The sequence below is a fragment of the Nereida sp. NH-UV-3 genome (assembly GCF_042939535.1).
GTDB lineage: Bacteria > Pseudomonadota > Alphaproteobacteria > Rhodobacterales > Rhodobacteraceae > Nereida > Nereida ignava.
The window spans coordinates 1,415,425-1,428,002 of the sequence record NZ_CP132157.1 but is presented as its reverse complement, the minus strand read 5'-3'; the positions used below and the strand labels follow the sequence as shown (position 1 = coordinate 1,428,002).

Sequence of the window (12,578 nt, the reverse complement as noted above, 5' to 3'; positions counted from 1 at the left end):
TTTTCCAATGAATTTAGGGAGTTGAGCAATGACGAAGGTCGACAAATCCAAGCTGCCAAGCCGCTATGTGACAGAGGGGCCATCGCGCGCACCTCACCGGTCGTATTATTATGCGATGGGCCTGACAGAAGAAGAAATCGCACAACCGCTGGTTGGTGTTGCGACCTGCTGGAACGAAGCAGCGCCGTGCAACATCTCATTGAACCGTCAGGCGCAGGCCGTGAAGCTGGGCGTGAAGTCCGCCATGGGTACACCGCGCGAGTTCACAACCATTACGGTCACCGACGGTATTGCGATGGGCCACGAAGGCATGCGTTCTTCACTGGCGTCACGCGAGGCGATTGCGGACACGGTTGAATTGACGATGCGCGGTCACTGCTATGACGCGATTGTTGGTCTTGCGGGCTGTGATAAGTCCTTGCCCGGTATGATGATGGCGATGGTGCGTTTGAACACGCCGTCTGTCTTTATTTACGGTGGTTCGATCCTTCCGGGTCGCCTTGAGGGTAAAGACGTTACAGTTCAGGACGTGTTCGAAGCGGTGGGTCAGCACCAAGCGGGCAACATGAGTGACGAAGCACTGCGCACGCTTGAGCGCGTTGCATGCCCGTCTGCTGGCGCGTGTGGCGGTCAGTTCACAGCGAACACTATGGCGTGTGTGTCCGAGGCGATTGGTCTTGCGCTGCCAAACTCGGCTGGTGCGCCTGCCCCTTACGAGAGCCGTGACCAATACGGCGTTGCTTCTGGTGAAGCGGTGATGCGTTTGATCGAAAAGAATATCCGTGCGCGTGATATCGTGACGCTGGAAAGCCTGCAAAACGCTGCGCGCGTTGTGGCCTGTACCGGTGGGTCAACCAACGCTGGCCTGCACTTGCCAGCAATTGCCCACGAAGCGGGTATTGATTTCGACCTTGATGACGTGTGCGAAATTTTCCGTGATACGCCTTACTTCGTCGATCTTAAGCCCGGCGGTCAGTATGTTGCGAAAGACCTTTATGAGGCTGGTGGTGTACCAGTGGTCATGAAGGAGCTGCGTAAAGCAGGTCTGATGCACGAAGACTGCATGACCGTTACTGGCTACTCAATTGGCGAAGAGTTGGACAAGGTGTCGCTGGAAGCAGACGGTCGCGTGATCTACCCGATTGAAACACCGATTACCAAAACCGGTGGTGTTGTGGGCCTTAAGGGTAACCTCGCGCCAGAAGGTGCTATCGTGAAAGTTGCGGGCATGGGTGAGGAAGAGCAGTCGTTCACCGGTCCTGCGCGTGTGTTTGAATGTGAAGAAGACGCATTTGAGGCTGTAAAGCAGCGCGCCTACGAAGAGGGCGAAGTGCTTGTCATCCGCAACGAAGGCCCTGCTGGTGGTCCGGGGATGCGCGAAATGCTGTCCACGACTGCGGCGCTTTCTGGTCAGGGTATGGGTAAGAAAGTTGCTCTTATCACTGATGGTCGCTTCTCAGGCGCGACACGAGGTTTCTGCGTGGGTCACGTTGGTCCAGAGGCGGCACATGGTGGCCCGATTGGTATGCTGAAAGATGGTGATATGATTACCATCAACGCCATCAACGGTGAATTGTCTGTCGATTTGACGGATGATGAGCTGGCGGCACGTCGTGCGGAATGGGCAGGTCCGAAAGAAACTTTGTACGCCAGTGGCGCTCTTTATAAGTACGCACAGCTTGTTGGCTCAACACGGCTCGGGGCGGTTACGCACCCAGGGGCCAAAGCGGAGCGTCATGTATACATGGATCTCTAAAGCCATTGTCGGGCTGCTGGTGATTTCACTGGCAGCCTGCGCCTCGCTTGAGGGGGCGTTGCCAAGTTTCTCTGGGTTGTCCCTAGCCGGATCAAAGACAGAGCGCGTTGGCTCCCTCAAGATTGTACTCCCTGCGGATTACTGCCCTGACACCTCAAGCAGTAAAGACCGGTTTAGCGTAGTGTTGCCCTGTAAGGCATTGAGTAATGAGGTTGACGATTGGCCCAGTTATATCGCCGTGTTCACAACGTCAGTGGGCGAGAAAGCTCCGACTTATGGTCTGGGTCGTGCCAATGCCATTGAGGCCGCGTTGCGCTCAACCGAAGGACGTACGGCGATAAGCCGGTCGGGTAATCCGCGCAGTGTTGATGTGTTGGGTATTTGGCCCCAGTCCGAGGCGCTTTATGTGCGCATCAAAGACACAAGCACCACCCCGTTTGGCCGCGGCTACACGGAGCATTGGCGTGCCTTGAGCGTTGTAGGCGGGCAATCGGTAGTCGTGACTGTTGGGGGGTATGGCAAAAACCAGCTGTCCGAGCCTGATGGTCTGCGTGTTTTGCAGCGTTTCGTAAAGCGTATGAAAGACGCTAACCCGTAAGGCGCCACGCCAGTTTTAGGCGGCAAAAGAAATTCCCGTAGCGGGCTTCGCGCTTGGTGGGATTTCGTTTACGGTTTTTGGGTAATCAGTGATCAGTTCATTTTGGGAATAACTAGTGAAACTATCGGCCTCACTTTGGAATGCAGCATTAAACCGCCGTGTCTTGCGCAAATGGCGCGAGGCGGCTGTGTCTGCGGCAGATGCCCCATTGTCTGCGCTGCGCGCGCAACGGCAAACTGCGCGTGAGTTGAAACGCCATTTGGATCAGTTCGCGTTTGTGGCGGATGGCCGGTTGGCGCTTCCGTTGATTGGTGCGCAGGCCATGCAAGTCCCCCCCGATAGTGATTGGTCATGGCGCCCAGAAATATGGCGGGGCCCACAGGCGCGTAGCGGCATTGCAGCGGTGCAAAACAAAACCCGTTTTGGCAATGAAGCGACGATTTTCCATGACTGCGTCACTTCAGAGTTGGCCGTTCGGCAGTTGCGAAACCAGCGTGCAACGGATTTGTCGCCCTACGGGTTGCGGCTTGATGTATTTCACTTTGATGGCAGCTTTTTGTCTGTGGTGATTGATCTGCCCAAAGCCAGTGTTGATGGCCTAAGGCGGCGGCATATCATCCGGATGGATGCCCAAGTTGAGATGGAGAAACCGCTTGAGATATTTGCGCGGCTCAACATCAAGCACGGGCCAAACACGGATCAGATTGTACGCGAGTTGCCCTTGAACGGCTCTGACATATTTGTCGAATTTGATCTGGCATATACCAAGATGAACGAAAAGCGGGTGGAGAGAATGTGGGTCGATCTCATTTTTGAAGATCCCCAAATGAACGAAATTGTTGTGCGCGACCTGACGTTCAGCCGCCAACCGCGCGCTGAGTTTTGATTGGGTAAGGGACGGAGTATTTTGACATGTCGAAAATGAAACTTACCAAAACCCGTCTGCAAGGCGCTGTGTGGGAGGGGCTTTTGTGGGCCGATGATGCAGAGCCAGTCGTTGAGGTAATATATATGCAGCGTCCAATTAAGGATGTGCAGTTGCAGCCCACGCAAATGGCGGGTGAATATGCGCTGCGCATTTCATTACCCCATCAAATGATGTCGGACGGCGTGCATACGGCACTGATTACAGATGGTGCTGCTGGCAATATTCTAGAACGGATAACTGTCATGGCAGGTGATGCCTTGGCCGAGGATATTCGCGCCGAAATGGATTTGCTGCGTGCGGAGTTAGATTTGTTGAAACAGGCGTTTCGCCGCCACTGTGTGGAAACGCAGTAGCAACGCAGGGTGGCACATTGCCCCTAACGCCACGTCGGGGGTGACAGGCGGGGCCGCGAATGTATGGTTGACCTGCACGTAAAGAGAGGCATCCGTATTATGAGCACCTATCCGCATTTGTTAGCTCCGCTTGATCTGGGTTTTACCACGCTAAAAAATCGCGTGCTGATGGGGTCGATGCATACTGGCCTTGAAGAAACCAAAGATTGGAACCGCGTTGCGGAGTTTTACGCAGAGCGTGCGCGTGGCGAAGTTGGGTTGATGGTGACTGGCGGCATGGCGCCCAACCGCGAAGGCGGTGTGTTTCCCGGTGCAGCGGGTCTTTTCAATGATGATGACATCGCCAATCACAAGATCGTCACAGACCGCGTGCATGATGCGGGCGGTAAAATTGCAATGCAAATTCTGCATGCAGGTCGTTATGCCTATTCGCCGGAATGCGTTGGCCCGTCTGCGGTGAAGTCGCCCATTTCGCCTTTTGCACCCAAGGAACTGGACGCGGAGGGTATCGAAAAACAGATCAGTGATATCGTGACGGCCGCAACGCGCGCACGCCAAGCGGGGTATGACGGCGTTGAGATCATGGGGTCCGAGGGGTATTTTCTGAACCAGTTCTTGGTCACGCACACAAATCGCCGCACAGATGAATGGGGCGGCAGTTATGAAAACCGCATGCGCCTGCCCGTTGAGGTGGTGCGCCGTACCCGTGAGGCCGTTGGACCTAATTTCATTTTGATCTACCGGCTGTCGATGATTGATCTCATCCCCAACGGCTCAACATGGGATGAAGTTGTGATGCTGGCCAAAGCTGTTGAAGCGGCAGGTGCGACTATCTTGAACACAGGCATCGGCTGGCACGAAGCACGTATTCCTACCATTGCCACGTCTGTTCCGCGCGCGGCCTTTAGCTGGGTCACTGAAAAGCTGATGGGCAGTGTCCAAATTCCTGTCATTACGTCAAACCGGATTAATACGCCCGATGTTGCCGAGGGTATCCTTGAACGGGGCGCCGCAAATATGGTCAGCATGGCTCGTCCGTTTCTGGCTGACAGCCAATTTGTCCGCAAAGCGATGGAAGGAAAGCCTGAGCAGATCGCGCCTTGCATTGGTTGTAATCAGGCGTGCCTTGATCACACGTTTGGCGGCAAGTTGAGTAACTGTCTGGTGAATCCACGCGCCTGTTATGAAACCGAATTACCGATGAAGCCGGCGGAGGTTGCTGAACGTGTTGCCGTTGTTGGGGCAGGACCTGCGGGGATGTCTGCTGCGATTACTGCAGCTCAGCGTGGTCACGAGGTGACGCTTTTTGATGCACACAGTGAGGTCGGTGGGCAGCTTAACATGGCCAAGCAAGTGCCGGGCAAAGAAGAGTTCTGGGGGCTTGTGGATTGGTACCGCGCCATGCTTGCCCACACTGGCGTGCATGTGCGTCTTGGTGCGCAGGTGGACGCATCGGCTCTGTCTGATTTCGAACATATTATTGTTGCAACAGGCGTGACGCCCCGTGATCCGCAGATCGTCGGACAAGACGCGCCAAACGTTGTGAGCTACGTGGATGTGCTACGCGGCGGGGCGGTAGTTGGCGATAGGGTCGCGATCATCGGCGCGGGCGGTATCGGGTTTGATGTGGCTGAAACGCTTGCCCATGACGGGACGTCGTCGACGGTCGATCTGGAAGCATGGAAAGCAGAGTGGGGGGTCGGTGATCCATCGCAGACCCGCGGCGGGCTTGCCCCGACAGGTCCGGCGCTAAAAGCGAGTGCGCGTGAAATTACTCTGTTGCAGCGCAAGGCAGAAAAAGTTGGCAAACGGCTTGGCAAAACGACTGGTTGGATCCACCGCGCAGCGCTGAAGATGAAGGGCGTGAAGATGATTGCGGGTGTGAACTATGAGCAGATCACGTCCGAAGGCTTGCACATTAGCTACGGTGCTGATCGCACCAAGCCCGAGGTTTTGGCCGTTGATACGATTGTGTTGTGCGCCGGTCAGTTGCCAGAACGAAGCTTGGCAGATCAACTGATGGCTATGGGCAAGCAGTGCCACGTGATTGGCGGCGCGGACGTGGCTGCTGAGCTGGATGCCAAGCGCGCCATCGATCAAGGCACCCGATTGGCAATGACCCTGTAAGAACACGCTACTGTTTCCCGCCTTGAAACGGTGTTGTAATTACCGCGCTATTGTCGGGTTACTGTCCCAATTCGGCCTGATTTCGATCCCATACCCAACCCCAACGAAATGATTGTTGAGGTTGATCGCATGGATCGTCTTACTGAAATGGAAGCCTTTGCCACGGTTGTGGATCAGGGCGGTTTTACAGATGCCGCCAAGAAAATGGGCATTTCAAAGTCTGCGGTCTCAAAGCATGTCTCATCGCTGGAGGCGCGCCTTGGTGCGCGTTTGCTCAACAGAACGACACGCCGCGTCAGTCCTACGGAAATCGGGCTTGCCTACTATGATCGTGCGCGCCGTGTGTTGAATGACGCTGGCGAGGCAGATTCAATGGTGACGTCGATGCAATCGGCCCCTTCTGGTTTGTTGCGTATCAGTGTCGCGACGGATTTTGGGGTGAACCACCTGTCACCGGTCCTTGGGGATTTCTTGTCCGAGTTTCCCGATATCACCGTCAATATGGTGTTGAACAACCGCTACGTTGAGTTGATCTCTGAGGGTTTTGATATGGCCGTCCGGATCGGAGAGCTTGAAGACAGCACATTACGCGCGCGTAAGCTGACCGAAACGTCAAAGCGGATGATCGCGTCACCGCAATATCTGGCCACGCACGGTCGGCCCGCCAAGATTGATGATTTGAACGACCATAAATTGCTGCATTATTCCAACCAAGCCTCGGGAAATGTATGGAAGTTGACCGCGCCTTCGGGTGAAAAGCGCCAAGTTCGCACCGCTGGATGGCTTACGGTCAACGATGGGCAATCGCTTTTGAATGCTGCGATTAGTGGACTTGGCATCGCATATTTACCTAGCTTTCTGTACGCTGAAGCAGAAGCGGCTGGCTTGGTTGAAGAAGCAATTCCGGACCTTCCGGGCGAAACGCAGGGCATCTACGCAGTTTATCCGCCGGGTCGGTTTACCCAACCAAAAGTGCGCGCTTTCATTGATTTTCTGGCCCATGCGTTTGCCGAAAAAGGCCCAAGCCAGTGGTAGGTAGCACCGTTATTTGTGGCGCTACTGGGTTGATGTCACGATAACTTCCACGCGCCTGTTGGCTTCACGACCTTGTGCCGTCAGGTTCGAGGCGATTGGACTAAGATATCCCATGCCCTGCGCGTCCATTTGTGCCCGTGGTACGTTGAAATCGGATACCAATGTTTCCAACACAGCTTCCGCGCGTTTTTTGGACAGCGCGATGTTGCCGTTCAACGCCCCTTGGCTGTCCGTGTGCCCAACAAGCGCAATTTGCTGATTAGGGTGCGCGCGTAGATAGTCGGCCAAGGCCCCAAGCACGAGCGCGCGCGGGTCCGTCAACGTGGCAGAGCCTGTCATAAACGACAGCCCGTGTAGTTCCGCAAACCCATGAATTTTCAATCGCTGTGCAAGGGGCGCGGTGGTTTTGCCCAAGCTGGCGGTGGCAGGATTTCCCGTGACCGTGTTTGCTGTGGCCTCGGTCTCGATCAACTCATCTTTGCTGACTTGTGCAATTTGGATGAACGCCGTCGATTGGGCCGCACTGGCCAGTATCGTCACGCCCATATCGCCCTTGCGAAGGCTCACAAAACGGTAGCTGCCTAAGTCAACGAACATCGCGGGCGGAGAGATTACATCAAGTGCAAAGCGAAAATCAAAGCCCCCACATTGGGCTGCGCTGCATTCAAACATGGTGCTGAACCCTTGCTCTGCCAGTTGCTCAACCAAGGGTGTTGTCATTTGTTTAGGTGTCAGCCCTGAGGCATCAATGCGCCAAGCACGCGTAGTTACTGTTCCCTCAATAATCGGTCCACTTGGGTCACTGGCGCCATTTATAGGCGCATCAACCAGCCGGAGTTCGCTATCTGCTGCAGTGTTTTGTGCGGTCTGAACAGCATTCGAGGGGACTGACAGTGTTGCAGCGCTGGCAAGTGTGGGCAGTAGAAATAGGATAAGAAAAACTCGGTAAATCATACGGTCCCTCGGATGCGGTAATGGTACCCCACGGCTTTTTCAAAGCCTAAGTTTTGGTAGAGGGCGTTTGCGCCGGTATTTGCGGTTGTTACCAGTACGGCCAAGTGGCGCGCTCCGTTTTCGGCGGCCCAATATGCGGCGTGCTTCAAGATGTCTGTGGCAACGTTGGTGCGGCGTGCGTGGGTCAGTACCTCAAGGGCGTGCAGCATGGCCAATTCTCCGTCTATTGCTGCAAATGCGACACCGGCTGCGCGGTCATTGTCGCGGCATAGAAACCCCGCCTTGGTTGTCTGGACCCGTTCCATCGATGCGATACGTTCTGGCCCAATGCCGCCAGTCGCCCAAACTTCTGCCATCACGGCCAATTCCGGCCATCCAGTGAAAACCCGCGTTGGACCTGATGCTTGGGCGATTTTTTCAACGTTGATCACGTAGGCCGTGACAGGATCCTTGACCGCATAGCCGCGGTTCTCAAGGGCTGTGTCTAGCGCACTTTGGTCCCCGCGCACCATAAACAATGGGCGATCAGGTATGTCATCCGGCACGCCACCACTGGTTAACTCTAAAGTAGTCGCGTTAAGCCGGCTTCCGGCACCAACCGCTTTACGGTGCACCCATGGCCCATCAGTTGTGACTGTTTCAGAGGGCCAAGTCACATCAATGGCAGCATAAAGCGCGTCGGAATTCATTCGGCAAAAAGCGCTTCTAGTTGGCTTAATGCCATTTCCAACCGTGCCTCATCCGTGCCGCGCATCACAATATTTGCGCCAAATTTTCCGTCCTTCTGGAACGGATATGAGCCAATGGACAGGTCAGAGAACTCGGCTGCAAGCGCGCCTAGTGGTCCCGCAATGTCACCTTCGCCGCGATCAATGCGCAGTGTGCGCGACATAAGCGGCGCGCCACCTGTTAATGTGGGCAAGACGGTCGCGACCATTGCTTGGAATACGGATGGAACACCGGCCATGACGTGGACATTTTGGACCGTGAAGCCCGGGGCCACAGAAACCGGATTATCAATCAAGGTTGCGCTGTCTGGAATGCGGGCCATGCGGAGCCGCGCTTCGTTTAACTCGGAGCCCGTTTTTGCGTAATGCGTGGCCAGCAAAGCGCGGGCATCATCGCGCACATCAATATGGTCATCGAACGCGGCTGCGATGCAATCTGCTGTGATATCGTCGTGGGTTGGGCCGATACCGCCACTGGTAAAGACTGTGTCATAGGCGGCCGAAAGTGCCTTTACCGCATTGATAATTGCGGGTGCATCATCGCTTACAACACGCACCTCGCGCAGATCAATGCCAGCTTCCGTTAGTTGTCCGGCAAGGTGGTGCATGTTGGCATCACGCGTGCGACCTGACAAAATTTCATCGCCGATCACTAGCATGGCTGCTGTTGGATTGCTCATGTCGCGTGGTTCCTTATCATGTGTTTTGCAATTCTATAGGCCAGCCACCATGCGCTTTCAAACCCAACTGATCCCCGCAACGCTTATCCGGCGGTATAACCGCTTTTTATCGGACATGCGGCTCGAAAATGGTGAGGTCGTTCGTGCCCACTGTCCCAATCCCGGGGCCATGACTGGCCTGAAGGATGAGGGGGCGATCTGTTGGCTTGAGCCGAATGATGATCCCAAGAAAAAGCTGAAATATGGCTGGCGGCTTGTGGAAGTTGAAGGGCAGTGCGTGAACATCGACACCTCGCTGCCCAATCGCATTGTTCAGGAGGCGCTTGAGGCGCGGTTGATTGACGAATTGCTGCCTTATGATGCTGTGTTGCCCGAGCAAAAATACAGTGCAAACAGCCGCATTGATTTCCTGCTACGTGGGCCCGCAGGTGATACTTACGTTGAGGTGAAAAGCGTCACCATGAAACGCGGACGCTGTGCGGTGTTCCCAGACAGTGTAACCACCCGCGGCGCCAAACATCTGGCTGATCTAGAGCAGATGGTCAAAAGCGGGCACCGTGCGGTTATGTTGTATTTGGTGAGCCGGATGGATTGTGAAGAGTTTGGGTTGGCGGGTGATATTGATCCCAAATATGCCCGCGCTTTTGATGCCGCTCGGGAGGCTGGCGTTGAGGTGCTTTGCTTTGACACGTGCATCTCGCCGACTGACATTGTTCTTGGCAAAGCGCTGCCCATCGACAAATCACCGCAAGCGACCTAGAACCCCCTCGAATTGATGAAAAGGCCCAGTTGATGAACGATCCAAAGCATACGCGTGTGACCAAAGACGGCATCCATATTTACCACCCCGATGATCACGCGGGCATGCATGTGGCCGGTAAATTGGCGGCCGAGATTTTGGACGCAATGGTGGATCACGTTTTCGTCGGCCAAACCACGGGCGAGATTGACCGGATCATCACGCAGATGGTTGAGGACGCAGGCGCAATTTCAGCGACCATCGGGTATCGCGGGTATCAACACGCCAGCTGTATCAGCGTGAACCATGTGGTTTGCCACGGCATCCCCGGCGATAAAAAGCTGAAAGACGGTGACATCCTGAACATCGATGTGACGGTCATTGTAGATGGTTGGTATGGTGACACGAGCCGAATGTATGTGGCAGGCAAACTGCCCCGCAAGGCTGAACGTTTGATCCAAGTGACCCATGATGCGTTGATGTTGGGGATTGAGGCGGCAAAGCCCGGTAACACCTTTGGGGATATTGGCTACGCGATCCAAAGTTATGTGGAGGCGCAGCGTATGTCTGTGGTTCGCGACTTTTGTGGGCACGGCCTTGGACGCGTGTTTCACGCCCCGCCCAATGTGCTGCACTATGGCCGTGAAGGGCGCGGCGCTGTGCTTGAAGAAGGGATGTTCTTCACCATTGAGCCGATGGTAAACTTAGGCCGCCCCGAGACTAAAGTGCTTGCTGATGATTGGACTGCCGTAACGCGGGATAAATCGTTGTCAGCGCAGTTTGAACATTCGATCGGGATCACTGCAGATGGCGCGGATATCTTCACGCAAAGCCCAAAATCGCTGTTCCACCCAACTTATAGCTAGGGCGCGTCCAAGAGCGTAATCCACGTTGCGCCGAATTGGCGTTGGTCGCGAAGCTTGAACCCATAAGGCGGCGCAATGGGGCAGTTGTCTTCACATACGATGAGCGCGTCTTCTTCAATATGTGCCGCGATGTGACGCAAAGTTTTCCCCACAAGATCTTTGCCGTAGGGCGGGTCCAAAAAGACCAGTGAAGCTTCAAAGCGAACCGGTAAAATGACGCGCGTTGCATCTTGGCAGATCACTTTGGCGGCCGCCTCACAGCGTTCGATATTTTGGGACAAAAGCTTTTGGGCAGCGCGCCCGTCATCCACGAACAGACACTCTTTCGCGCCGCGCGATAGCGCCTCAAGGCCAAGCGCGCCAGTGCCTGCGAACAGATCTAGCACGATGTGGTTTTCAAAATCGATGTGGTTGTTCAAGATGTTGAACAACGTCTCGCGAACGCGGTCGGTAGTTGGCCTAAGATGCTTGGCGGCGTCCCCTTTGCCAACTTCAGCCAAGCGAATGCCACGGTTTTTACCGCCGATAATCCTCATGCGCGTAGCAGGTCTTTCAACTCTGTTTCAGCATTACTTACGACATCAGCGGCTGGTGATTTGCCGGCCTCAATAAGTCGTTTGGCGACCATGAACGCCCGTGGGTCATTCATTGCGTCAACGGCCAAGAGTGTGTCTCCGGCATAGTACCAGTGGCTAAGACCGCCGTCTGTGTCGCGGACAGCGATCTGGTCAAAGCCGGTGTTGAGACCCGCAATCTGTAGTTTAATGTGGTATTGATCAGACCAAAACCACGGCTTTGGGTCATAGGCTTTCTGTGCGCCCAGAATGTTTTCAGCGACCAATTCTGCCTGATCAATGGCGTTTTGAACGCTTTCAAGGCGCATCTGCGCGTCTCGCCATGGAAAACTTGCGCAATCACCCGCGGCCCAGATGTTAGGCACGGAAGTCTGACCAAATGTGTCCGTCCAAATGCCGTTATCAATTTTGAGGCCTGCGTCTTTTGCCAGACTATCCGCAGGTGCAATACCAACGCCTACGATGACAAAATCCACATCCAAGGTGCTTCCGTCCGTCAGCTTAGCGCCACTCACGTGCCCCTCACCAATCAGATGTTCAAGGCCTACACCTTCACGCAAGTCCACACCGTTTTCTTTGTGCAGCGCGCGGAAATAAGCAGATGTTTCGGCGCAGGCGACACGCTGCAAAATACGTTCGTTCATTTCGACTAGCGTAATCTGGACCCCTTTTTTCGCGGCGACTGCAGCGGCTTCAAGCCCGATGTAGCCCCCGCCAACGATCAATACATGACCGCCTTTGTTGATAGGACCGGCCATCGCGTCCACGTCCGCCAGATCACGCACGGTGAATACCCCATCAAGCGCCCCGCCGATTTGCGCGGGAAGTTTGCGCGGCGTTGAACCGGTTGCAAAGACCAATTGGTCGTAGGCAATCACCTCGCCTGCCAAATGGACTTCGCGGCTTGCGGTATCAATCCGCTCAACACGTGTATTTAGGCGCAACGTGATGTTTTGCTCGTCATAATAATCAGCGGGCCGCAGGTAGAGACGCTCTTGGGTCATGTCGCCAAGCAGGTACGCTTTTGAAAGCGGGGGTCTTTGATATGGGGGCACGGGCTCTTCGCCGATCAGGGTGATCTGGCCTTCAAATTGCAGCATCCGCAATTTGGCAACCAGTGACGCGCCTGCCTGTCCTGCGCCAATTACAACGATATGTTCCATTTCTTTTGCGCCCCCGCTGGCCGAACCATTCTTTGCGGCTATAGTTAAGCCAGTTATATCAATCAATGAAGCGAGA

The 12,578-nt window shown here is 54.9% G+C and carries 13 protein-coding genes; 8 read left to right on the top strand and 5 right to left on the bottom strand.

Features of this window, described 5'->3' with window-relative positions; translation table 11 throughout:
• Nucleotides 1–28 precede the first annotated feature (28 nt).
• The 6 genes from ilvD to NeNHUV3_RS07085 all read left to right on the top strand — a co-directional run bounded on the left by ilvD (nucleotide 29) and on the right by NeNHUV3_RS07085 (nucleotide 6,797).
• Nucleotides 29–1,756, top strand: a complete 1,728-nt coding sequence (gene ilvD, locus NeNHUV3_RS07110) for a dihydroxy-acid dehydratase (protein ID WP_048598431.1) — start codon at nucleotides 29–31, stop codon at nucleotides 1,754–1,756.
• On the top strand, nucleotides 1,737–2,354 hold the full coding sequence (locus tag NeNHUV3_RS07105) for a hypothetical protein (protein ID WP_391480600.1): 618 nt from the start codon (nucleotides 1,737–1,739) through the stop codon (nucleotides 2,352–2,354). The genes ilvD and NeNHUV3_RS07105 overlap by 20 nt, the downstream gene beginning before the upstream one ends.
• Before the next feature lie 115 nt (nucleotides 2,355–2,469).
• Nucleotides 2,470–3,240 carry a DUF6478 family protein gene (locus tag NeNHUV3_RS07100; RefSeq protein WP_391480599.1) on the top strand — a complete coding sequence of 257 codons (771 nt, stop codon included), beginning with the start codon at nucleotides 2,470–2,472 and terminating at the stop codon, nucleotides 3,238–3,240.
• 26 nt (nucleotides 3,241–3,266) lie between these two features.
• Nucleotides 3,267–3,635, top strand: a complete 369-nt coding sequence (locus NeNHUV3_RS07095) for a hypothetical protein (protein WP_391480597.1) — start codon at nucleotides 3,267–3,269, stop codon at nucleotides 3,633–3,635.
• Between the two features lie 99 nt (nucleotides 3,636–3,734).
• Nucleotides 3,735–5,762, top strand: a complete 2,028-nt coding sequence (locus NeNHUV3_RS07090) for an FAD-dependent oxidoreductase (protein ID WP_391480596.1) — start codon at nucleotides 3,735–3,737, stop codon at nucleotides 5,760–5,762.
• Between the two features lie 129 nt (nucleotides 5,763–5,891).
• Nucleotides 5,892–6,797: a LysR family transcriptional regulator gene (locus tag NeNHUV3_RS07085; RefSeq protein ID WP_391480595.1), complete on the top strand. Its 906-nt coding sequence runs from the start codon at nucleotides 5,892–5,894 to the stop codon at nucleotides 6,795–6,797.
• A gap of 21 nt (nucleotides 6,798–6,818) precedes the next feature.
• On the opposite strand, the gene NeNHUV3_RS07080 is transcribed toward NeNHUV3_RS07085, so the two are convergent.
• Genes NeNHUV3_RS07080 through NeNHUV3_RS07070 form a run of 3 tightly spaced genes read right to left on the bottom strand, consistent with a single transcriptional unit; the run spans nucleotide 6,819 to nucleotide 9,159 of the window.
• On the bottom strand, nucleotides 6,819–7,751 hold the full coding sequence (locus tag NeNHUV3_RS07080; protein WP_391480593.1) for an OmpA family protein: 933 nt from the start codon (nucleotides 7,749–7,751) through the stop codon (nucleotides 6,819–6,821).
• Nucleotides 7,748–8,440 carry a GNAT family N-acetyltransferase gene (locus tag NeNHUV3_RS07075; RefSeq protein ID WP_391480592.1) on the bottom strand — a complete coding sequence of 231 codons (693 nt, stop codon included), beginning with the start codon at nucleotides 8,438–8,440 and terminating at the stop codon, nucleotides 7,748–7,750. The genes NeNHUV3_RS07080 and NeNHUV3_RS07075 overlap by 4 nt, the downstream gene beginning before the upstream one ends.
• Nucleotides 8,437–9,159: a competence/damage-inducible protein A gene (locus NeNHUV3_RS07070; RefSeq protein ID WP_391480591.1), complete on the bottom strand. Its 723-nt coding sequence runs from the start codon at nucleotides 9,157–9,159 to the stop codon at nucleotides 8,437–8,439. Before NeNHUV3_RS07070 ends, NeNHUV3_RS07075 begins: the two co-directional genes overlap by 4 nt.
• 49 nt (nucleotides 9,160–9,208) lie before the next feature.
• Between NeNHUV3_RS07070 and sfsA the strand changes: the two genes are divergently transcribed.
• Together sfsA and map are read left to right on the top strand one after the other, a co-directional pair.
• Entirely contained in the window at nucleotides 9,209–9,919 is a 711-nt protein-coding gene (sfsA, locus tag NeNHUV3_RS07065; RefSeq protein WP_391480590.1) for a DNA/RNA nuclease SfsA, read from the top strand.
• 32 nt (nucleotides 9,920–9,951) lie between these two features.
• The gene (gene map, locus NeNHUV3_RS07060; protein WP_048598423.1) at nucleotides 9,952–10,764 is read left to right on the top strand and encodes a type I methionyl aminopeptidase; all 813 of its coding nucleotides are present in this window, start codon (nucleotides 9,952–9,954) and stop codon (nucleotides 10,762–10,764) included.
• Here the strand turns inward: map and rsmD are convergent.
• Entirely contained in the window at nucleotides 10,761–11,300 is a 540-nt protein-coding gene (rsmD, locus tag NeNHUV3_RS07055) for a 16S rRNA (guanine(966)-N(2))-methyltransferase RsmD (protein WP_391480589.1), read from the bottom strand. The genes map and rsmD overlap by 4 nt on opposite strands.
• Nucleotides 11,297–12,502 carry an NAD(P)/FAD-dependent oxidoreductase gene (locus NeNHUV3_RS07050; RefSeq protein ID WP_391480587.1) on the bottom strand — a complete coding sequence of 402 codons (1,206 nt, stop codon included), beginning with the start codon at nucleotides 12,500–12,502 and terminating at the stop codon, nucleotides 11,297–11,299. Before NeNHUV3_RS07050 ends, rsmD begins: the two co-directional genes overlap by 4 nt.
• Between the last annotated feature and the right edge of the window lie 76 nt (nucleotides 12,503–12,578).